23 protein-coding genes are annotated in these 22,231 nt (G+C 40.5%); 15 read left to right on the top strand and 8 right to left on the bottom strand.

The window, feature by feature from the left end; genetic code table 11:
• Window positions 1-112: 112 nt before the first annotated feature.
• Genes K2F45_RS19040 through K2F45_RS19025 form a run of 4 tightly spaced genes read left to right on the top strand, consistent with a single transcriptional unit; the run spans window position 113 to window position 5,742 of the window.
• On the top strand, window positions 113-1,525 hold the full coding sequence (locus K2F45_RS19040) for an MFS transporter (protein ID WP_248932070.1): 1,413 nt from the start codon (window positions 113-115) through the stop codon (window positions 1,523-1,525).
• A gap of 19 nt (window positions 1,526-1,544) precedes the next feature.
• The gene (locus tag K2F45_RS19035; RefSeq protein ID WP_198385949.1) at window positions 1,545-2,690 is read left to right on the top strand and encodes an endo-1,4-beta-xylanase; all 1,146 of its coding nucleotides are present in this window, start codon (window positions 1,545-1,547) and stop codon (window positions 2,688-2,690) included.
• Between the two features lie 5 nt (window positions 2,691-2,695).
• The gene (locus K2F45_RS19030; protein ID WP_248932069.1) at window positions 2,696-3,667 is read left to right on the top strand and encodes a glycoside hydrolase family 43 protein; all 972 of its coding nucleotides are present in this window, start codon (window positions 2,696-2,698) and stop codon (window positions 3,665-3,667) included.
• 23 nt (window positions 3,668-3,690) lie between these two features.
• Window positions 3,691-5,742, top strand: coding sequence for an alpha-glucuronidase (locus K2F45_RS19025; RefSeq protein WP_248932068.1), 2,052 nt, complete (start codon window positions 3,691-3,693; stop codon window positions 5,740-5,742).
• 44 nt (window positions 5,743-5,786) lie between these two features.
• On the opposite strand, the gene K2F45_RS19020 is transcribed toward K2F45_RS19025, so the two are convergent.
• The gene (locus tag K2F45_RS19020) at window positions 5,787-6,650 is read right to left on the bottom strand and encodes a helix-turn-helix transcriptional regulator (protein WP_248932067.1); all 864 of its coding nucleotides are present in this window, start codon (window positions 6,648-6,650) and stop codon (window positions 5,787-5,789) included.
• Window positions 6,651-7,151: 501 nt separating this feature from the next.
• On the opposite strand from K2F45_RS19020, the gene K2F45_RS19015 reads away from it, so the two are divergent.
• Window positions 7,152-8,168 (top strand): zinc-binding alcohol dehydrogenase family protein, encoded by a 1,017-nt coding sequence (locus K2F45_RS19015; RefSeq protein WP_248932066.1) that lies wholly within the window; start codon window positions 7,152-7,154, stop codon window positions 8,166-8,168.
• 167 nt (window positions 8,169-8,335) lie between these two features.
• A complete protein-coding gene (locus K2F45_RS19010; protein ID WP_248932065.1) occupies window positions 8,336-10,759 on the top strand; it encodes a mechanosensitive ion channel family protein in 2,424 nt (807 codons plus the stop codon).
• Window positions 10,760-10,894: 135 nt separating this feature from the next.
• Here K2F45_RS19010 and K2F45_RS19005 read toward each other — a convergent pair whose 3' ends face one another.
• From K2F45_RS19005 to K2F45_RS18995, 3 genes are read right to left on the bottom strand one after another with little or no spacing between them, the layout of a single operon-like run.
• On the bottom strand, window positions 10,895-11,524 hold the full coding sequence (locus K2F45_RS19005) for a metallophosphoesterase family protein (protein WP_248932064.1): 630 nt from the start codon (window positions 11,522-11,524) through the stop codon (window positions 10,895-10,897).
• Between the two features lie 3 nt (window positions 11,525-11,527).
• Window positions 11,528-11,908: a metallophosphoesterase gene (locus tag K2F45_RS19000; RefSeq protein ID WP_248932063.1), complete on the bottom strand. Its 381-nt coding sequence runs from the start codon at window positions 11,906-11,908 to the stop codon at window positions 11,528-11,530.
• Window positions 11,905-12,240 (bottom strand): hypothetical protein, encoded by a 336-nt coding sequence (locus K2F45_RS18995; protein WP_248932062.1) that lies wholly within the window; start codon window positions 12,238-12,240, stop codon window positions 11,905-11,907. Before K2F45_RS18995 ends, K2F45_RS19000 begins: the two co-directional genes overlap by 4 nt.
• Before the next feature lie 180 nt (window positions 12,241-12,420).
• On the opposite strand from K2F45_RS18995, the gene K2F45_RS18990 reads away from it, so the two are divergent.
• The 3 genes from K2F45_RS18990 to K2F45_RS18980 all read left to right on the top strand — a co-directional run bounded on the left by K2F45_RS18990 (window position 12,421) and on the right by K2F45_RS18980 (window position 14,467).
• Window positions 12,421-12,777, top strand: coding sequence for a PKD domain-containing protein (locus K2F45_RS18990; RefSeq protein ID WP_248932061.1), 357 nt, complete (start codon window positions 12,421-12,423; stop codon window positions 12,775-12,777).
• Window positions 12,778-12,818: 41 nt separating this feature from the next.
• Window positions 12,819-13,208 carry a hypothetical protein gene (locus K2F45_RS18985; protein ID WP_237241755.1) on the top strand — a complete coding sequence of 130 codons (390 nt, stop codon included), beginning with the start codon at window positions 12,819-12,821 and terminating at the stop codon, window positions 13,206-13,208.
• Window positions 13,209-13,573: 365 nt separating this feature from the next.
• Window positions 13,574-14,467, top strand: coding sequence for a sensor histidine kinase (locus K2F45_RS18980; RefSeq protein ID WP_157626155.1), 894 nt, complete (start codon window positions 13,574-13,576; stop codon window positions 14,465-14,467).
• A gap of 167 nt (window positions 14,468-14,634) precedes the next feature.
• Here K2F45_RS18980 and K2F45_RS18975 read toward each other — a convergent pair whose 3' ends face one another.
• Window positions 14,635-15,321, bottom strand: a complete 687-nt coding sequence (locus K2F45_RS18975; protein WP_248932060.1) for a class I SAM-dependent methyltransferase — start codon at window positions 15,319-15,321, stop codon at window positions 14,635-14,637.
• Between the two features lie 206 nt (window positions 15,322-15,527).
• Window positions 15,528-16,247 (bottom strand): hypothetical protein, encoded by a 720-nt coding sequence (locus K2F45_RS18970; protein WP_088162329.1) that lies wholly within the window; start codon window positions 16,245-16,247, stop codon window positions 15,528-15,530.
• Window positions 16,248-16,381: 134 nt separating this feature from the next.
• Between K2F45_RS18970 and K2F45_RS18965 the strand changes: the two genes are divergently transcribed.
• The 6 genes from K2F45_RS18965 (at window position 16,382) to K2F45_RS18940 (ending at window position 20,160) form a co-directional block, all read left to right on the top strand.
• A complete protein-coding gene (locus K2F45_RS18965; protein ID WP_075993542.1) occupies window positions 16,382-16,759 on the top strand; it encodes a hypothetical protein in 378 nt (125 codons plus the stop codon).
• Window positions 16,760-16,842: 83 nt separating this feature from the next.
• Complete coding sequence (locus tag K2F45_RS18960; RefSeq protein WP_248932059.1) at window positions 16,843-17,697, top strand: FixH family protein; 855 nt, start codon at window positions 16,843-16,845, stop codon at window positions 17,695-17,697.
• Window positions 17,698-17,739: 42 nt separating this feature from the next.
• On the top strand, window positions 17,740-18,231 hold the full coding sequence (locus tag K2F45_RS18955) for a c-type cytochrome (protein WP_248932058.1): 492 nt from the start codon (window positions 17,740-17,742) through the stop codon (window positions 18,229-18,231).
• Between the two features lie 9 nt (window positions 18,232-18,240).
• On the top strand, window positions 18,241-18,627 hold the full coding sequence (locus K2F45_RS18950; RefSeq protein ID WP_248932057.1) for a hypothetical protein: 387 nt from the start codon (window positions 18,241-18,243) through the stop codon (window positions 18,625-18,627).
• 40 nt (window positions 18,628-18,667) lie between these two features.
• Window positions 18,668-19,531, top strand: coding sequence for a helix-turn-helix domain-containing protein (locus K2F45_RS18945; RefSeq protein WP_248932056.1), 864 nt, complete (start codon window positions 18,668-18,670; stop codon window positions 19,529-19,531).
• Window positions 19,532-19,986: 455 nt separating this feature from the next.
• Entirely contained in the window at window positions 19,987-20,160 is a 174-nt protein-coding gene (locus K2F45_RS18940) for a hypothetical protein (RefSeq protein WP_167512259.1), read from the top strand.
• A gap of 33 nt (window positions 20,161-20,193) precedes the next feature.
• Here the strand turns inward: K2F45_RS18940 and K2F45_RS18935 are convergent, their stop codons facing one another.
• Together K2F45_RS18935 and K2F45_RS18930 are read right to left on the bottom strand one after the other, a co-directional pair.
• The gene (locus K2F45_RS18935; RefSeq protein ID WP_248932055.1) at window positions 20,194-20,952 is read right to left on the bottom strand and encodes a TIGR03915 family putative DNA repair protein; all 759 of its coding nucleotides are present in this window, start codon (window positions 20,950-20,952) and stop codon (window positions 20,194-20,196) included.
• A complete protein-coding gene (locus K2F45_RS18930; protein WP_075993537.1) occupies window positions 20,952-22,205 on the bottom strand; it encodes a putative DNA modification/repair radical SAM protein in 1,254 nt (417 codons plus the stop codon). The genes K2F45_RS18935 and K2F45_RS18930 overlap by 1 nt, the downstream gene beginning before the upstream one ends.
• Window positions 22,206-22,231: the final 26 nt, after the last annotated feature.

Here is a 22,231-nt window from a genome sequence, read left to right as displayed (position 1 = left end):
GACAGCCTTTTTTAAACATTTTTATTGGAATATAAAACATTTGTATTGGTTCCCGGTAGAAAGCTACTTGTAGTTTTACCCTTGTAATTCAACTAATCGAATAACCAATTATATGGATCAAAGTATAACAGAGGTAAAGCCTATTAAAGGTTTTTACAAACTTTCAATGAAACAACGGGTGGGGTTTGGCGCTGGTGATCTTGCACAGAATCTTATTTACCAGACTGTTTCGATGTACCTCCTGATTTTTTATACCAATGTTTATGGAATTTCTGCTGCTTCGGCAGGAGTCATGTTTCTCATTGTCCGAATTGTGGATGTGCTGTGGGATCCCATTGTAGGTGCATTTGTCGATAAGAGAAATCCCCGGATGGGAAAGTACAGATCCTATTTGGTGCTGGGAGGAATTCCATTGACAGGGTTTGCAATTCTGTGTTTTTGGAATGGCTTTTCGGGTTCTTTGGCCTACGCTTATATTACATATGTTGGCCTTTCAATGCTTTATACTTTAGTGAATGTTCCCTATGGTGCTCTAAATGCTTCCTTGACGAGGGATACGGACGAGGTGACAAAACTAACATCGACGCGCATGTTTATGGCGAACGTGGGCGGGCTGGCTGTTGGATATGGTGTACCGCTGGTCGTACAGTATCTCGCTCCGGATGGAAAGATAAACTCAAAAGATTCGGCCGAAGCCTGGTTTACAACGATGCTGATCTATGCTTTAGTCGGATTGGCGCTTCTGATTTTTTGTTTCTCACAAACAAAAGAACGGGTTATTATGGATGAAAAGGATACTGATAATGTACGCGTATCTGATCTATGGCGAGAATTTAAGCACAATAGGCCTTTGCGTATTTTGGCCTTTTTTTTCATTACAGCATTTGCGATGATGGCCATCGGTAATTCGGCAGGATCCTACTACATGATCTATAATGTACATGCTCCGGATATGCTGCCTTATTTTATGGCTCTGGGCTCCCTGCCTGCTTTTATTTTTATGCCATTGGTGCCGGCTATCAAACGTACAATAGGAAAGAAGCAAATGTTCTATGTTTTTCTGAGTGTCGCTATCCTTGGAATGCTCATGTTGTACATAATTTCATCTAACGAGACACTCAAGAGTAATATTGGACTGGTATTGGCTGCTCAGTTTATCAAGTCAACGGGTGTAATCGTCGCTACGGGGTATATGTGGGCTCTTGTGCCTGAGGTCATATCTTATGGTGAATATAAAACCGGTAAGCGTATTTCGGGTATTGTCAATGCACTGACAGGTATTTTTTATAAGGCTGGAATGGCATTGGGAGGTGTCGTCCCTGGATTGGTACTGACTTATGTTGAATTTGATAAAGATAATGCCGTAAGACAATCTGCATTGGCTGAAAAGGGAATTCTATGGTTGGTGGCTGTTATTCCTGCCGTTCTTTTGGTGCTCGCGATGTATGTTATCTCCAAATACGAACTGGATGATATAACGATCGACAAAATCAACCAAGATATAGAATCAAGACATACTTATTAATCAAAAATAAACCATGAAGATGTTAAAAACTATTGTTGTGGCAGTAGCAGCCTTACTATTTGGTCCTGCTGCTTCAGCCACTTTGCAGAACCTGAAGCGGGCTCCTGATTCATTGACCTTGAAAGATGCATTTGAGGGTAAATTTTTTATAGGAACAGCATTAAACCTTGATCAGATATGGGAGCGCGATCAGGCAGCGGTCGCGGTGGTCAAAACGCAGTTCAACTCCATAGTTGCCGAAAATTGTATGAAAAGTATGTTTTTGCAACCAAGGGAAGGTGAGTTCGATTTTAAAGATGCGGACCGCTTTGTCGCATTTGGAGAAAAAAATAAAATGCAAATTATCGGTCATACGCTGATTTGGCATTCGCAGACACCAGCTTGGTTTTTTGTCGATAAAAATGGGAAAGAGGTCACCCGAGAGGTACTTATCGAACGCATGCAGAAGCATATACAAACCGTTGTTTCCCGTTATAAAGGAAGGGTATTTGGTTGGGATGTGGTGAATGAGGCCATATTGGATAATGGAGAATGGCGTAAAAGCAAATTCTACCAGATCATCGGGCCGCAATTCATTGAATTGGCCTTCAAATTTGCGCATGAGGCAGATCCAAATGCAGAATTATATTATAACGATTATTCAACTGCTATCCCCGAAAAAAGAAAGGGTATTATGCGCATGGTGCAACAGGTAAAGGCTGCCGGTGGGCAGGTCACTGGAATTGGTATGCAGGAACATAATGCATTGGACAATCCATCGGTCGATGAAGTCGAAAAAACCATACTCGGATTTGCGGGGCTTGGTGCGAAGGTAATGGTGACGGAAATGGATATTTCGGTCCTACCGCATGTACGTCCCAATATGGGAGCGGAAATAGGGGAGCGTCATGCCTACAGTAAAGCGATGAATCCGTACGAAAAAGGACTTCCTGCAGCGAAAATGAATGAGTTGGGAGCGAGATATGTAGCGTTTTTTAATTTATATCTCAAACATCGGGATAAAATATCACGTGTGACATTGTGGGGTGTTGGCGATGGAGATTCATGGAAGAATGGCTGGCCTATTCCGGGACGTACAGACTATCCGTTGTTATTTGACCGGAATTATCAGCCCAAACCTTTTGTAAAGGATATTATTGCGTTGACTCAAAAAAAAAAGAAATAAGAAAAATGAACAAAAGTAAGTATTTATATCCCGGAGATTACATGGCTGATCCTTCAGCACATGTTTTTGAAAACAAAATTTATATTTATCCCTCTCACGATAGGGAAAGCGGCATCCCCGAAAATGATAACGGCGACCATTTTGATATGCAGGATTACCATGTATTTTCCCTAGAAGATATCAATGCGGAGGTTGTTGATCATGGAAAGGTATTGGATGTAAAAAACATTCCCTGGGCCGGTCGTCAGCTTTGGGATTCCGATGTAGCCGAGAAAGATGGGAAGTACTATATGTATTTCTCCATGAAAGACAAAAACGATATTTTTAGACTGGGTGTCGCTATGGCAGACCAACCCTATGGACCATTTGTGCCGCAGGATAATCCAATTAAGGGAAGCTACAGTATTGATCCATGTGCTTTTAAAGATACAGATGGTTCCTATTATTTATATTTTGGTGGTATATGGGGTGGACAGCTCCAATTTTATCGGAATAATAAGATTGTTTCGCCCAATGAATTGCCAAAATCTGATGAAACTGCATTGTCGCCTAAGGTTGTCAAGATGTCTGCTGATATGCTGGAGTTTTCGGAACAGCCGCGGGATCTAGTTATTTTAGATAAAGAGGGCAAACCATTAAAGCATGGGGATACGGAAAAGCGATTTTTTGAAGCTTCCTGGATGCATAAATATCAAGGAAAGTATTATTTTTCCTATTCTACAGGCGACAGCCATCTGATTTGTTATGCCATCGGAGACAATCCTTATGGACCATTTACTTATCAAGGGGTGATCTTATCGCCTGTTGTTGGTTGGACCACACACCACAGCATCGTGGAATTCAAGGGCAAGTGGTACCTATTTTATCACGACTCGGTTCCATCTGGAGGAAAGACCTGGCTCAGAAGCATGAAAGTTATTGAGTTGACGTATGATGAGAATGGTCATATTAAGCCAATCGATGGATTGTCTTCTTAAAAGATGTATTTGTTTTTTCACGGATGAGGTATACCATGTATTTCCATTTCTTATTGTTGATATTGCTTTGTAGTATCCCCACTACTTTATGGTCGGAGGATGGCAGTCAATTGTGGCTGCGGTTTTCAAAACAGGAGAAACCTGTAGGCACCATCCAGGTTATAAAAAGAAAATCAACCGATGTAACATTGGCATTGGCAAAACAGGAACTGGAATGTTACTGGGAGGGAGGGGATGTCATCTTAAAATTAGATCCTAGCCGAAAGGATTTAAAAGATGGCTATCAGATAAGCCAACACGAAAATCAGGTTTATGTGATTGCCGGCCAATCTGTGGGTATATTATATGCTGTTTATCATTTATTACGTCTTCAGGAAACGGGAGCAGGGATACCCCGCTCGGGATTGGTTGAAATACCTGCCTATGATATCAGGGTATTAAACCACTGGGATAATCTCGACGGGACAATAGAACGCGGCTATGCCGGGCATTCATTATGGAACTGGGAGGAGTTGCCGAATAAACTTTCACCCCGATATGAACAATATGGACGAGCCAATGCTTCAATAGGAATTAATGCGACGGTATTGAATAACGTGAATGCTTCGTCGGATCTGTTGAAGACGGATTATCTGATAAAGGTTAAAGCATTGGCGGATGTCTTTCGTAAATATGGTATTAAAGTATATGTGTCAATCAATTTTTCCTCACCCCAAAACATAGGCGGTTTAAGCAATTCAGATCCCTTAAATCAGGAGGTTGAGCGCTGGTGGAAATCCAAAGTCAAAGAAATTTATGCATTAATTCCGGATTTCGGTGGATTTTTGGTCAAAGCAAATTCTGAAGGACAACCAGGACCGCAAGATTATGGAAGAACCCATGCGGATGGGGCAAATATGCTTGCTGATGCGCTAAGTCCTTATGGTGGTATAGTGTTTTGGCGGGCTTTTGTCTATCATCCGACCAAAGATGACCGTGCCAAACAGGCTTATCAAGAGTTTGTTCCCCTTGATGGCCAGTTTCGGGACAATGTTATTCTTCAAGTAAAAAATGGGCCTATAGATTTTCAGCCCCGAGAGCCATTTAATCCATTGTTGGGCGCGATGCCAAATACAGCAAAGATGCTCGAATTTCAATTGACACAGGAATATCTAGGCTTTTCTAATCATTTGGTCTATTTGGCCCCTTTGTTTAAGGAAGTATTGGATAGTGATACCTATGCCAATGGAAAAGGGCGGACGGTGTCAAAATTGATCGACACTAGGGGGCATTTGGGACGTAAAACTGCAATCGCTGCTGTCGCCAATATTGGTTTAGATACCAACTGGACGGGGCATCATTTTGCTCAAGCTAACTGGTATGCCTTTGGTCGTTTGGCTTGGAACAATAACCTGTCGTCGGTTCAGATAGCGGATGAGTGGATACGTATGACTTTTACCGGAGTCGAGGAGTTTGTAGAACCTATAAAGAAGCTGATGCTTGAATCACGGGAGGCAGCAGTCGATTATATGATGCCTTTAGGCCTGCATCACCTTTTTGCTTTTGAGCATCATTACGGCCCAGAACCTTGGGGAGATATCCCGGGGGGACGTGCAGACTGGATGCCTTGGTATTACCATAATGCGGATACTTTGGGATTGGGCTTTGACCGAACGGTTAATGGAAGTCGTGCTGTTACACAATATAATCCACCATTGGACAAAATTTATGGGAATATATCCACTTGTCCTGAAAATCTTTTATTGTGGTTTCATCATGTTTCCTGGAATTATCGAATGAATAGCGGCAATACGCTGTGGACTGAATTATGTTTCCGTTATGACCACGGTGTCCAAGAAGTAAGGGAGTTTCAAAAAGTTTGGGATCGTATGGAAAAATATATTGATCGACCACGTTTTTTGGCTGTTCAAGCTAAACTGAGAATCCAGGCTAGAGATGCAGTTTGGTGGAAAGATGCTTGTCTGCAGTACTTTCAGTGTTTTTCGCGTCAGCCGATTCCTTACGAGCTGGAGCGACCGATACATAATTTAGAGGAGTTAAAGAAAATTAAGTTACCGATGGGTCATCATAATTAGCAACGAAAGCAATGTCTTTAAGATCTTATTCATAATGGGTTGCTTTATCTGCTTATTCGACGTTTATAAATCGTAGGTGTTTCGCCCGTTATTTTTTTAAAGAGTCTGTTGAAATAAGATATATTTTCAAAACCCAATTTAAAGCACAGCTGTTGGATATTGTCTTCATCGATTAACATCATCAACTGTGCTTTTTCTATTTTTTTTTGATTGATGTAATGTACCGGTGTGGCATTCATGTGTTTTTTGAAAAGTCGGATCAGATGATCTTTGGAGATAAAAATCAGATTGGCAAGTTGTTCGATTGAAATCGTATGATGGATATTTTCGTCTATGTAATCGAGCACACGCAGAAGTCGTTTTTCTACTTGTGGTATTTTGTTGGTCGCTTCTGCTAGAAATCGGCTCATCAACAAATGAATGATCGCTTGGTTTTCGGAAGCTCTGGCGAAAGGCGAAGCCGTTTGAAGTGCCATGTTTTTCATTAATTCTGATGAATTATCGTAGCCCTTTGGATCGTAAATTTTTAACTCACGACCTGGATTTGAGGCATAGAGATGCTGGATGACTGTCTCCAATAGCTGATCAGATTTGATCTCCTTTGGAAAAGTGTAACGATCAAAAATACTTGACCTTATTTCGGGATTTTCATAAATATGGATGTAATAGAGCGAGAGTTTAGCTGAACAGGCATAGCTATGATGGGTGTAGGCTGGTGTAAGATAGAGATGGCCAGGTCGAAGTTTAATGATTTCATCCTTTAAAATAATAGATGCCTCACCTTCAAATACATAATGTATTCTTGCAAAAGGACTCTTGATATTTTGAAAGTTCCAATCCGCCAGATGTTCCGCATAGCCAATATTCAATAGTGTAAAATCGAGTTTATTCTTTTCGTTATTTATCATTATGCGAAACAGAAAAATAGTTAGATACCATAAATCTCAGATACAATAATACTCGTTTTCTCTAAAAAAAAACAACACTTTTTACGTACAGTTGTCGATAATGTGTTTTTTTTGCGCAATCAACGCATATCTAAGAGATCGTTGTATGTTTTTTGTGGAATTATTCCGAGCGTTTTGTTTTTTGTGAAGGTTATGGTTTCATAACAGCCTTACTAGTAGCTTAACTTCTCTGAGCATTTTTTTTAGCATCAAGCAATTTATCTGATCGTTAATAACCTTCCCTTATTTGGAATTTTTGAAAGAGATGTTTTGCGATATATAATGGGATGGATCGATATCGTGTTAGTTTTTGTCGCTAATGGAGTTCCTTTCTCCGTTCTATATAATTATTTTTGACTATACGATAATAGTAAAGATTCCAAAACAGGAAATCTTATCAATTCCGATATGAACTTTGCATAATCAACGCAATTGTTATTTAAATCTTGATGCCATTTATAAATGAAAGCAATAAAAATAGTGAAAGAGGGACGTGTGGAAATCATGGATATTCCGCAACCGACTGTTAAGGAGGGACATGTCCTCTTAAAGGTAGACTATGTTGGATTCTGCGGTTCGGATCTGAATACCTTTCGGGGGTTGAATCCATTGGTCAATTTGCCGGTCATACCAGGGCATGAAATTGGGGCAACGGTCGTGGAATTGGGGACTAAAGTGACAACTGATCTTAAGGTTGGTACAAAAGTTACAGTAAACCCGTATTCCAACTGTGGTGCTTGTACCGCATGTAAAAATAATAGGCCCAACGCTTGCCGTTACAACGAGACTATGGGGGTACAGCGCGATGGTGCCATGACCGAATATCTTGTCTTACCTGTTGAAAAGATCATCGTTGGGGGACAACTTACATCCAAAGAATTGGCTCTTGTGGAACCTATGAGTGTGGGCTTCCACGCCGTTGACCGAGCATCGGTAACAGATAGCGATATTGTATTGGTATTTGGATGTGGTATGATTGGCGTGGGGGCAATCATTCGGTCAGCATTACGGGGAGCAACAGTCATTGCTGTCGATGTGAGTACTGAAAAGCTCGAACTAGCGAAAAAACTAGGTGCAAAGTATGCGATTAATAGCGCTACGGAAGATCTGCATGCGAGGTTGGATGTGTTGACTCAGTCCATGGGAGCTGATGTTGTTATCGAAGCCGTTGGCCGAAAGGAAACATACCTGGCGGCCATTGCTGCCGCTGCATATACAGGCAGAGTGCTGTATATCGGGTATGCAAAGGAAGCGATTCCTTTTGATACACAATTTTTTGTCAAAAAGGAACTTGATATCAGAGGGTCGCGCAATGCCACGGCAAAGGATTTTGCTGCGGTAATGAATTACTTGAAAATGAAAACCTGCCCGATCGAAGAACTGATAACGGCTATTTATCGGGTGGAAGATGCACAATTGGCCTTGGAATCATGGTTGAATGATCCTGGACGTGTTTTTAGGCTACTGATCGCGTTTTGACCGAAGCGGCTTTGGCTTTGTGAAAGATCGAATTGAAAGAAGGGAAAATATAAAATATCTTGCTGTTAAATGAAGGATAATGAAACAATATTAAAGCAATATATGTACATTTAGGTGTTCGTAGTACAATTTAAATACCTAAAGGAAAAAAATAAACTTCAAGGGCAATGAGTAGGAAATTTTTAGCGTGTTTCTTCATCATACTGTTTTCAAAGGTGCTATTTGGTAATCCGCAAGATTCTCTTCAACAGGGATTTGTCGCCAAGACGGAACGATTTTTTAAAGAATCGGCTAAAAGGAGTATCCGGGATTTGGAAATGGACCGTGCTGCAATCCGCCAAAATCGGGTATTGGAGGATATTAAGTTATTGGCGAGCCAATCGCGTTCCTTTCTGCACAAAGGTTTCGATTCGTTGAGCGTGGACCAGGGGCTGAAGGAGCTGATCATCTTACACGATATTGTAAAAGATGGTGTTTTCGAAAACAAGGGGTCTGCCCAATCATCGCGCAATCTTAAAGTGACCTTCAACATTTTGAACGCACTTTCCATAGAGGTAAGGAGTTTAAAACGCGATATGGACCGTTATCAGGATAGGCTCACAAATTATCAGTTGGATCTCGACTCTTTGAGCAATGACCCCGCACTTTTTGTCATCTCCAAGGATTCCACTAATCTTGCCCGGTATATGGACAGGATTCGGGTGATTGCAAGGGAGATTTCACCCATTACGCTGAATTTGGCAGAGCGGATCAACAGTGTCCACGAACTGCAGAATAAAATTAATATCGAGCTGGCACGGCTGGAATCGGATATGGAGGAGGTGCTCTACTATCAGAACAGGCTCTCTGACCGAACGATAGCTCGCAACTTTGTCAATATTTGGGTCCCAAGTAAGTTTGAGCGACCGATGAATGAAATCCTCTTCTTCTCATTCGTGAAAGCAAAATGGCTCTATTTCTATTATTTGAGAGCGCATCTGGGAAAACTGCTTTTCTTTTTTCTGGCAACCCTGGTCGTCGTTTCCTATGTTTATGTATTGCGCAGGAGGATCAACGATAAAAATATGGTTCAGTCAAGTCTGTTGCTGCACCGGCCGCTTCTGAGTGGGTTAATCATCGGATTGTGCGTCATGCAATTTATATTTCCCGCGCCACCTTTTGTGTTTACCATCACCATATTGACTGTTGCCTCGGTCTTTTTATCCCTCGTTTTTCGACCGGCAATAACAGGGTATTGGATGGCGATATGGCTTTCCATTCTGACCCTTTTTATTTTAGCCGGATTAGATAACCTCGTGCTTCAACCTTCACGATCGGAACGTTGGTTGATTCTTGTCATTGCTAGCCTTTCCTGCCTGGTCGGTCTGCTGGCGCTCTTGAATAAGAAACGTCGCGACGAGATCAAAGAACGCTGGATACTTTTTCCAATTGCATTTATGGTTTTCCTGGAATTTGGGTCCATTATAATGAACCTTTTTGGGCGTTTCAACCTTAGTAAAGTGCTTTTGGTGGCGGGATTGACAAATGCTGTGGTTTTTATTTTGTTTTTGTGGGTGATTCGATTGGTCAATGAAGGATTGCAATTGGCTTCTTCGGTCTATCAGAAGCAGGAAAGAAGATTATTTTATATCAATTATAATAGGGTGGGCAAAAGAGCCCCGGTTTTTTTCTATGCGGTATTGATTGTTGGATGGTTTGTGCTCTTTGGCCGAAATTTCTACGAATTCAGGTTCCTTGCAGATCCATTGAGAGACTTTTTGGAAACCGAACACCGTTTGGGTAACTATCAGTTTTCTGTCAATAACCTCGCGGTGTTTCTATTAATTATGGTCTGTGCAACGGTGCTTTCGAAGATCGTTTCTTATTTTGCTGCGGACTCCCAATGGGAGAAAAAGGAAGGTGCGGCTCAGCATAAATTTAGACTGGGAAGTTGGATTTTGCTCGTTCGGATCACGATTATCGTGATTGGATTTTTTCTGGCCTTTTCTGCGCTGGGGATTCCGGTTCAGCAGATCGGAATTATCGTAGGGGCATTGGGTGTAGGAATAGGTTTCGGCTTACAGACGCTTGTCAACAATCTTGTGAGTGGTTTGATCATTGCCTTTGAAAAGCCTGTGAATGTTGATGATCTAATTGAGATCGGTGGGCGATCGGGAAAAGTGAAATCTATCGGATTTCGCAGCAGTGTTATTGCGACAGCTGAGGGGGCCGATCTGATTATGCCGAATGGAGATCTGCTCAATGCACATGTGATGAACTGGAGCCAGGGTGGTGCCAAAAAACGTCTCAGTATTCGACTTGAGGTAAAATATGGGGTAGATCTTGAACGGGTAACTCAGCAGCTTAAAAAAATAATGGACGAGGACGAGCAGATTCTTTCTTCAGGTGGCACTGCTGTGCAATTTGTGCAGGTGAGCTCGCAGGCACTGGTGGTCGAACTCTATTTTTGGGTCAGAATATCCAAAGATAGTGGCGGTGTCAAGAGCGGATTATTAACCAAAATTTATGCAGCTTTTGCTGATGAAGGTATCGATATGGCTTTGCCGATTCAACAGATAGTCCTCGATCAGACGGATAGCGAACAAAAGTAGAACCCAATCATTAGGGTTGCTCTGCTTGAAGATGTCGAAAGAAAGAAGTACAAAGAAGCCGCCTTTCCGTTATGGAAAGCGGCTTCTTTTTTTAGATCAGGAGATTTTTTACCAGGCTATTCACTGATTGTTGCATCAGTACATTAGTTTACGGGAGTCGACTTTCGACGTAATGGGATAGACGTCTTTGTAAACATCAATTCCGGTTTGGTCGAGTGGAATGCCTGCCATAACGGTTTCCGTTCCCTGAATCGTAATATCTTTCTTACCAATCGATACCGTTGCCCAAATGGGATCCTGATAAACCAATGTGCGTTTTAAGATACCATGATCTTTATAGAACGCTGCATCAAAAGCTTTGCTCTCAAAGGTTTCGCCTGCCCAATAGTACGAAGAGCTATTGATCTGTACGTAGTGTATGCCGTTTATCTCATTGTGATAATTGAGGTGATGGTGTCCTGTCAAAACGAGAATGACTTTGTTGAAACCCGCTTCCTGGTTGATTTGTTCAAGTAAATAGCGTACCTGCATGCCATTATCTAAGCCGCCCATGGTATTATCGAGCCCTTGATGGCAAAAAATAATCGTTCTAAGTTTTGTCTGTTGGAGATCCTGTTTTAACCAACTAAGCTGTTCTTTTCCAATGGTACGTGGATAGCCTTCAATCTTATTTTCGGGATCTTTTTCATTGCCGTCCAGCACCACAAAGTGGAAACCTTTATCGTCAAAAGAATAATAGGGGGATGTTGCATCCCAGAAAGCCAAAGCCTACTGTTTGGTAAATCCGCCGTCGGTATCGTGGTTGCCCAGTACGTAGTGTTTTTTACCCTTAAACTGTGCCCATATAGCCATCAGTTTTTTGTTAGCGGATTTTGGGACACAGAAATCGCCTAAGGAAATAATGAAATCAGGCTGTTGTTGGTTCATTGCATCGATAAAAAGTTGAGCGCGACGTTCACCATCATGCATAAGGTCATAATGCAGGTCGGCAATAATACCGAATTTTAGGTTTTGCTGTCTCGCTTCCAAGTTCTCAGATGCTGCAGAGTCTAGGTCTGTATGTGTTTTTGCAAAGCTGAATGCGGCGGGAACTAAAAGTCCCGAAATACCCAGGCTGCCAATTTTTAGGAATTTTTTTCGGTTTATCATGGTTTTTTAATTGATATTGATTTTGGGCTTTGGACAAAACTAATGATTGTTGCACATATCGCACATATTAGCGTAACGAAAAGAAATATATTGGCAGTATTGCCCGTGTAATCGATCAGCTTGCCAAACAAAGGTTCACCGACAGCAGCAAATACATACGCAAACATATTCATTACACCAATGCCTGTCCCGACGAGCCTGATGCCACAGCGTGTGGTATAACGTATGTTGACCAAAATTTCACCATCCTGCAAAGGTGGAATAGGTTTAATCACTTTGGAGAGCGCTGTATTGGCACGATCAAATACGTAATATGTTGCTAGGTTTTTCATTTTATATAAAAATACATAAGTTTTGTAATACTAAACAAAGTTTATTTGTACTGTATTTTTAAATAATTAAGTTTTTGTGAATTATGTGTTATTTTTCTTCAAGAAAAAAAATGGACAAAGTGAAAACGTTGTTACGGATATCTTGTTATCTTGTCAAAAAAAGTGTAATCAGATTATTCTATGGAACTTGTAAAAAAGAGCCTACTGTTTTTGGGGCTGATAGCAGTCTCTTCCTGCGGTGATAAAGTTGAGAAGAGCGTGGTGGATTGCTTCGGTCAATCCATTCTAGTTGATGTGGATCACAAAGCTTCAGAATCAAATGCATCAAAGATTGATTTTAACATTACATATACCGGCAAGCAAACAGTGGACAATGCGGTTCGCGTGGACTTTGGTGATGGCACGGTGCAAGATTTTACAGGACGAGATGCGAGTCATACCTACACAAAAGCGGGGACGTATACAGCCATTGCTAAGGTAGGATTGAACAATGGACATTGCTCTTTCGATATTAAAGAAACAGTAACGATAAAATAGCGTTTTTAAGTTAGATATACCCCTATAATTATACCCTTATCATGAAAAAGAAATATTTTTTTACGATGACCTTGCTGAGTATGTTTTTTTCGGTAATGGCCCAGGAGAACAAAAAGGTAAATACGGGCTGCGGTATGGCATCTACCTATGCCGAGATGGCCTTTATGAGCTTTAAAAAAGCCTATCAGGCTGGATCACTGGATGATGCCAAAGTTTTGCTTAAGGACGCCGTAGGTAAAGCAAAAGAAGCTTCTGCCTACAGTATAATTCCAGATTGCAATTGTGCGAATGCCAAAAATTATTCACTTAATGCGGTAATCTTTGGAAATAAGGCGTTAAAAGCAGCTGATTTGGACAATCTGAAAAAGTGGGCCAAGAAAGCGATGGATATGTCACTGGATGTGATGACAGCCATACCCAAACGCAAATAATTTTGAGCATATTCAGTAGACTTTAGGCAGGCTTTGGAAATTTAGGAAATCTTTGCTGAAAGTGCAGCATCGCCGAAATGGATTTAAAAATAGATTGGTTTATTTGGTGAATTAACAAAAATAAAATACTTAAAACTATTTTACTGAGCTATTGTTCATTAGACCAAAGGTATATAAGGTATACGTCTATTAGAGGATAGTTTTTTTTAAAGGCTAGGTCAATATTGATCTAGCTTTTTTTTTAATGAATTAAGAAAGAATCGAGGTAAGTGTAATTTTTTTTAAGGTAAATTTTTTAATTAGCATGTGATTGTTTAGCTTTGATATTCCATTAGTCATTATTGTTAATTTATTACCTAAAAATTGTGCAAAGCCAAACTATTATTACCTTACTTATTGTTGGAATAGTCATCAGTAAAACGCTGATAGGCGTACTGATCTACTTTTTAATCCGAAAGAATCGGTTGTTAAAGGTCGAGCAGCTCAAATTGACGACCGCAAACAGTATCCTCAGTGAACAGGCAATTCGTATTCACCATTATAATGAAGAATTAAAAATTGCCGAGAGTTTCAAGACTAAAGTCTTATCGATTGCCTCACATGATCTCAGAGCGCCATTTGCATCGGTCGAAATTTTGTTGGCGATTGATGATATTTCTCTAGTTGATAAGGAGGAGCTTAAACTCATCTTTTTAAATCTAAAAGGACAAGTGGCTAGATCGCGTACGATGTTGGAAGAGGTCTTACTATGGACAGAGTCACAACTCCGGGATAAACTTGAAAATACCGAGAACTGTAATATTCGCGATCAAATTGATGCGGTATTGGGGATCTATACGCTAGAAATCCAGCGTTTCAATTTACAGATCATAAATTCGGTGAGTCCGGATTTTTGGGCGGATACACATAAAGGAATTCTCGCTTTTGTGCTTAGAAATGTGATTAGCAACGCCATTAAATATGGACGAGTCGGCGGTAGCATTGTGCTGCAACTGATAGATGATCCGAACGATCGGTGGGAACTTATCGTCAGCAACGAAGGGGAAGAACTTACGTCGGAAGTCCTCCATAATCTAAATTTTGTCAATAGCTGGGACCGTAAAAAATCTGAGAGCAAAAATGGTGCAGGGTTGGGTATCTCCCTCTGTAAGGATTTGATCAAACGGATTGATGGAAAAATGCAGTTCGAGAATCAGCATGGTACAGGCGTTTCTGTTCGGATCTCGTTTCCGCGGAAGGCTTATCAGGCTGTCTCTTGATAACAATCTATCTACTGTAAAAGCCCGATATAGATCGGGCTTTTTTGATGAAAATTTAAATGACAAACTTAGTTTTTCATGAAAGATCGGTTGGTATGAAAGATCCGTAAACCAATTATTTTGCGGTTTTTCCAGACGAAAAACACATCAAAGGTGTTGAACAAATTTTACTTTTTGATAGCCTCTAGCATAAAAAGTCCTTCAGTTTCGAAAGGGAGTTCAAGAATACGATTTTGTGCATCCATATCGACTTCAATAGAATCAAATCCAACTGCTTCCAATAGTTCGACGTCTTTGGCAGGACGTGGATGTGCACTGATGTCCAATGCCGATTTGATGTCATTGATCTGATCGATGGCGCCCGATGGGCATTCATCGTGCCTGTCGTTACTAAAGACCGTTTTCCCAAAATCGGCATCCAGGTTGATCAGTTTTCCACCCGGTTTAAGTACACGTTCCATCTCGCGGTAGCATTTTTCAAGATCGGGGATGGTCCATGTCATCAACCTGGTGAAGACGAAGTCAAAGGTGTTGGCTTCAAATTGTAGTACTTGTGCATCCATGACCCGATAGTCTACGCGAAGTTCTAGTTCTTCGCTGACGAGTTTTGCATATTCAATCATCTGCGGGGAGAGGTCAACGGCAGTAACTTCAAAACCGGCAAGGGTCATAATGTTGGCAAAATATCCGGTAGCAGTACCAACTTCAAGTACTTTATTGCCCGTAGTCTGGCTACGGACCGACTTGAAAAACGCAAGCCAGCGTTCGGTCTCCGGCCGGGACCAAGCTTCATCCCTTTCCTTGCGCCAGGAGCTACTACGGTCATTCCAATATGCTGTTATTCTTTTAATCATCGTAATAATGTTAACGGGTACAAATTTATCCATTTTATCAGCAACAATTGCTGGAATTTATGTCATATCTCCGATCAACTTATTTTGGATTTTTATTCTGCTTGCCTCAGCTGCGAACATTAATATCACCCAGCCAATGCACCAACGTAGTAATAAATAATAAGCAATACCTGTTGAATATTACACGATGACGTGGGTGATTTTGCTCAGGAAAACAAATTTTTGCTGTTTTTTGATTGTTTCAGTTCATCAATAGTCCGGTTGTATCGATCATAAATGACTTTTTCAGGTTCAAAATTTGGATTAGGTTTCCAATATTCTTCGATCTGAACCGTATTTTCCCTTAAGGTGGTCTTTGAGCTCAGTAGTGTTCCTTTTCCATGGACTTCGTTTATGTCAACAGGGGTGATGGAGGAAAAATGTTTTTCTAGCATTTTCGGGATTTCGCGAAAATTGATGCAATTTTCGTAAATAACGACCTTTTTACTTGTTTTTATCAAGGGTAAGAGAACTTTCGCTATCCATCCTGGCTTTTCTGAAGCGATTTGCAATGCCGGTTGTGTCAGATAAAAGCTGAACTGCGCCAGGTCGTCGCTGTGGTAGTTGGTGTATATAATGGTCTCGATAATTTCCCAGGAGATAAATTGGGTTGTTTTTAGCAAGGGGATTTGATAGGATAGGCCTTTATGATCGAATGTTACACATTCCTGTTGGGCGATCTGTTGTGTTATGGTTTTCTTGGATACTCGAAATCCAACGGTCATACCGTACAGGATAATACCTGGGAATAGTATGAAAAGTCCAGAAACGACATAAGCTCCCACAACTTTGCTGTTATGAACCATCATCAATATGGTCAAAGCTATTCCGATGCAGATAAACAGCCCAAGTAATAATTTAATGACTAAAAGAGGATTAAACTTCATTTGCTCAAAGCGCGTGATTTTTAGCTAAATGTACTAAAACTTCCTGATGTTTTAGAAAACATTTGGGCGTTTTGAAAAGAGGCAGTTCGTTGCTGGTAAGTCAATAATTAGTATATTTGCTGCACTAGCGATACATGAAAGCGAAACAATTGATATGGATTCTACTGCCGCTGATGCTCCTGCAGAGCTTCTCGTCGGTATGGCTATGGACTGTTTTTGAATTTAACAGAGATTATATCGCTAAGAATGAGTGTATCAATCGATTCAACGAAAAGGCACTTTCCTGTAGAGGACAATGTATTTTGATGAAGAAAATGCGTGAACATGAGGAGAAGGAACAAAAGAACCTGGAATCTCGTATAATCGACGTTGTATTTATCAATAATCAGCAATGTTTTAACCTTGATATCGCTTTTTTTGAAGAAGCAGCTGCGGAGACCTTACTTCCAGCATATCAGGCAAACTATTCCTATAGACCAATCTTTACTATTTTTCATCCACCTTTGGTTTAAGTCATTTTGCTTTTCGTACGGGCTGTCGGCATGTTGACTGATGGCAGGTACTGTCTATTTTCAAAAGATTTAAATCAATACATATGAATTTATATTCCCGTGTCGGGACTGTCGGGGGCGTAATCTTACTGCTACTCGCGTTTTCAGTTGCTTTTTCAACTTCATCCTGTACTGCCGATCATTCAAAAAAGAAGGGTAAGAATGCTACGGATTTTATCCTGCCTAAGGAGTCCGATCTGGTCCGTATAGCGGATACTGTTTGGGATGTTAACAATTATACCGTATATGCGGATGCCAAACTCAACAATAAATATCATACCATTTATCTGCGTTTAAGAGATACCTCGGGAATTCCGATCAATGACAAATCCCTTGATTTTTATCCAGAAATGAGTATGGGACGTATGAAGCATGGTGGCCCCTATGAGCATCCCGTCGCGCTCGGCGAAGGCTGGTATAGAGGCCCAATGGTTTTTATAATGGCAGATATCCCGCAGATGGGAAAGGGCTGGCAATTACATACGATACGTAGTCACAATCGCATAAAAGATACACTTGCCATCAAGATTCCGGTTACCGCAGCAGCAACCATGCGAACAATGAGCTCAGGAACCAGAGACGATAGCCGCGTATTTATTTCCTGCCTATTGCCTGATAGCGTAAAGCAGGGGAAGCATCCGATCCGATTTTTAATGAATAAAATGGATGGTCATCATTTTCCGGTATTGGATCATTATGTCATTAAACTAAAGACCAATAGGCCTACTACGGAAACGGGGTCTTCGGAAAATTTTGCTGCTGAAAGTACAGGTAATGGGTACTATGAAGGCACTGTTAATTTTTCTATGCCTGGTCGTTGGGAGGTCATTGTCGAACTATGGAAAGAGGGCAAAAAATCAAATCAGGATGATATAAAATATCTGGTGCAGGTCACTTAATACAAACAGAATTTATTTTACCAATATACTTAAACAATAAAAATGAAAAAGAGAATCAACGTAATCCTAGGCTGTTTCGGTTTTGTAGCTATACTGGCGTGTAGCGGAAATGAGGGTACAAAAGCCAAGAAAGAAGATCGTGCCGAGCAACCTTCCGTAGCTGAGCCCACGGCCATGCTCGATTATAAAACAGAGGGATCCAAAGGTGTAGGAACCATTACGTCCTTTGAATACAAACCCTTTGATGCGCAGCTTGCAAATAGGGGTGTAGAACTATTTGTGTCGAAATGTGCAATGTGCCATAGTTTTGACCGCACATTAGTAGGACCATCATTGGATGCTGTCATCAAACGTCGTACCCCGGAGTGGATTATGAACATGATGCTAGATCCGGCAACCATGCTGGAGAAAGATGCCGACGCAAAAGCACTTAGTAAGGAATATGGTTCGCCAATGATTAGTTTGGGCTTGAAGCAAGAAGAGGCACGTGCCATTTTAGAATATTTGCGCGAACGTAATAGCACAACAAAATAGATCAAATCAATGAAGTCTCAGCGCAGTAGATGGTGGTTTTGTATGTTAATGGCTTGGGCAATATGTGTGCAGGCAACTAATCTATTGTGGGCATTTATCGAATTTGAGTGCAATCGCACGTATATCGAGCAAAATCTCTGCGTCAATCGTTTTGAAACGGCAGTGAGCTGCAAAGGTTTCTGTTTCCTCAGCGAAAAGACGGTTGAACAAAAGGATGTGAACAATGTGCTCGCCAAAATGAAGAGGGTGGAAATATTGGTCTTTGTGCAGTATGTGAAGGAAATCTTGCTGTGCTCTCCAATAGTACCTGCTGTGAAGACTGTCTATCCGAAAGACTTTGTCTCTGATACCTTCGGAGGTATACTACCTAAAATTTTTAGACCGCCAATCATTTGATTATTCCACAAATATTTTTTTACAGAATAATCACAAAGAAATGGTAATACGAAAAGAGAAACTAGATTTTCTAAAATTAGAAGATATTGATTCCACTTCGAAGGGAATCGTTATTATGCCTATAGCAGCTTTTTTACAAGCTAAAGCAAATCAAAATACGCTCCATCTAAGATCTTTTTATACCCTTTTGTTTATCAAGAGTGGTGAACTGTCTATGGTAGCGGATCAGAGCGTACAGATTATAGCTGCCCATGATATAATCAGCATAAATTCAAATTGTGTGTGTAGTTTTCAGGCAGGTTCGTCTGTAGAAGGATACAGTGTCTTATTTACAGAATCTTTTTTCATGGAAAGGCAGAATACTGCTGTAAGAAAATCCTTTCATTTTTTAAGGAGTAGATGTAAGCACGCTTTTGTGCTCTCAAAAGAAGATATGATCAGTTGTCTACATATAGTAAGTTTGATGGAAACTGCTTATAATTCAGTTAAATTGAGTGCTCACGGTGTATTGAGCCGCTATTTAATTATGTTGCTCCAGATTTTGGGACGGCAAATCGTGGTCGATCATGTAGTTGTAAAGCAGGATGATGACGATAAAATCCGAAGTTTCGAATCTTTGGTTGATAGTCATTATGCGCAGCAGCGTTATCCGTCATTTTATGCAGAGCAATTGAATATATCGATCAACTATCTTAATCGGATTTGTCGAAAAAAAAGATCGACGAGCTGCGGTACTATTATCCGTGGACGCATACTATTGGAGGCCGAGCGATTGCTTTATCATACTTTTAAAACGGTAAAAGAAATTGCCTTTGAACTTGGTTTTGAAAATGTACCATATTTCAGTACATTTTTTAAAGCAAATAAAGGAATGAGTCCTGAGGAGTTTAGGAAAAATTGTTAATGTAAATATCACTAAAAGCCTTTTTCATGTAGTTGAAAAAGGCTTTATGTTTATTTTTTCTTTTCTGATTTTTTCTTACCATCAACAGGTAAATCCAATATAGCCATTAATAATAGATAATAACCTTTTTCCAATCCTATTTTTTGTGCTTTTTGGTGTATAGTGTCCATATCTTTAGTCAATTATTGTTTAAATTCTATTTTGCTATTTGGGTAAACAGAATCAAATGCTGTACCCAAAAGCTTCCCTTGGCCAGTTAACCGTATTTTTAGGGTGTAAATAACGTAGCGCATTCACTTTGTGACAAAAAAATACGGACTGCTCAAGTATTTAATGCAGTGAACGTATCGGACGTATCCGCAGTGAGATGTAAAAAGTACATGAACGTCATTGCTGTAAAACATTTTCAAGGCCAGTATTGTCATACTTCCAATTAATAATTAAAACAGGTATTTATGAAAAAGATAATTCCATTTGCGCTCATGTCGAGTTTATTGGTGCTCGTGTCGAGCTGTGCAGCAATTGAAGGTATATTTAAAGCTGGTGTATGGTCGGGCATCTTATTGGTTGTTGTCGTAGTCGCTATTGTCATTTGGTTGGTGAGCAAGCTGTTTGGCGGATCAAAATAATGATATGAAATAGGATTTTCACTAATTAGGGACTTATTGTTTTTCGACGAGATATTTCCAGTAACGTTTGGGAACATGTCTTAAGTGAAGCTTCAGGTTTTTGCGTGATTCAATAGAGGTATTCTTAAAATAAGTCTTCCAGAGATGCTGATAATCTTTTTCTTGAGGATCGAGATCCACTTCTAGCTGATATGGATCTTGAACCTCATGTGTATTGTTGTTGGATACCTCCAAGATATTTTTGCGATCATAATGGAAGCCATAGTTTCGCCGTATATCATAAATTAACCAGCACTGGTCGGCAAATCGGTTTTTAAAGAAGTCTACAATCAGGGGAATCACATTGAAATCGGGTTCAACGATGGCTGTGTAGAGATTATCGTTAGACTTGACAAATCGGATAAAAGCCTTCATGCGGTGTCGTTCGCGGCTGATCTTTTTGATCGTCTGATGGATACGGAGTACAGGTGGGTATCCATAATTGCGTATATCCAATTTTCCCCTTCGAAAAAGTTCGATGATCATCCGAAATCCATTGAGCCATTCAGATTGATTATCGGACAAAAAGTTATGATAAAAAATTTTTGTTTCTTGTGCTCCGAGTATCTTTTCCATTCCCACTAAAATGCGCATGGCTTTTTTTACATCAGTATGAACCTGTCGCTTCTCCGAAAAAATATTAATTTCCATAGACTTTTCTGTTGTGGGAATGCTATCAAATTCTTTCCGTTCAAAGGCTTCAAATACACAACAGAGGTATCCGGAATAACTTCCGTCAAAAATATAGTCCATTAGAAAAGTGTTAGCTGTGTATTGGAAGCCGTGACCAGTGTACGCGGGTTACTTTCAAGAATAGACTTTCTGATTTTTTCGGGATAATGGAAGCCTCCTGCTATGCATGTATCTTGGCAAACCATAAAATATTTGGCGCGATTATAGGCAATTCCTATTTTTCGAAGTTGATATTCCTTTAATTTTCCATATTTGCGCGACTGTACAATTTTGTTTGCGGATTGCCTGCCAATACCGGGGATTCGGATAATCCACTCATACGTAGCGCTGTTGATGTCGATGGGAAAGAATTGTGGGTTGCGTAGCGCCCAAGCAAGCTTAGGGTCTATTTCTAGATCGAGATGTTGATGCGTGCTGTTGAGTATTTCATGAAGCGAAAAACCATAAAACCGAAGTAGCCAATCCGTCTGATAAAGTCTGTTTTCACGTACAAGAGGTGGTGATGTCCCAATTTGGGGAAGGTTGGAATCGGTCGCGTTGATGGGAATATAACCCGAATAATAAACCCGTTTGAGATCGTAATCTTTATAGAATGTATTGGCAGCCTGCATAATCTGTAGGTCGCTCTCTGGAGTTGCTCCAATAACCAGCTGTGTACTTTGGCCTGCTGGTACAAACAAGGGTGTTTTCTTCTCTTTTTTTCGATCCTGCCGAAGGTTGAGGATTTCATTTTTAATAATCGCTAGAGGCTCGCGAACGGATTGATGATCCTTTTCGGGAGCAACTAGCTTGAGTCCCTCCTCAGTGGGAATTTCGAGGTTCACACTCATCCGGTCAACATATAGACCTGCTTCTTTTAATAACGATTCACTCGCACCCGGAATGGCCTTGAGATGGATATAACCATTAAACCGTTCTTCCGTCCGAAGTTTCTTGACGACCAACATTAAGCGTTCCATGGTATAGTCGGCAGATTTGAAAATACCCGAACTTAAAAAAAGACCCTCAATATAATTACGACGGTAGAAGTTCATGGTCAATTCGACAATTTCCTTTACCGAAAATGCTGCCCGTTGTACGTCATTGCTTCGTCGGCTCACACAAAATGAACAGTCGTAGATGCAATAATTGGTCATTAAAATTTTTAGCAGGGAGACGCAGCGACCATCTTCGGTGTAGGTATGACAAATGCCACTAGTCGATGAATCACCTATACCACCACTATTTTTTCGTTTACTTCCGCTTGAGCTGCAACTTACGTCATACTTAGCGGCATCAGCTAATATTTGCAATTTATCATCAAAACCAAACATGATTTATTTTCTACTATTTTGATGTA

This window comes from Sphingobacterium siyangense, from assembly GCF_023277505.1.
GTDB lineage: Bacteria > Bacteroidota > Bacteroidia > Sphingobacteriales > Sphingobacteriaceae > Sphingobacterium > Sphingobacterium siyangense.
The sequence above is the reverse complement of the archived record's forward strand: the minus strand, read 5'-3'. Positions and strand labels throughout refer to the sequence as shown.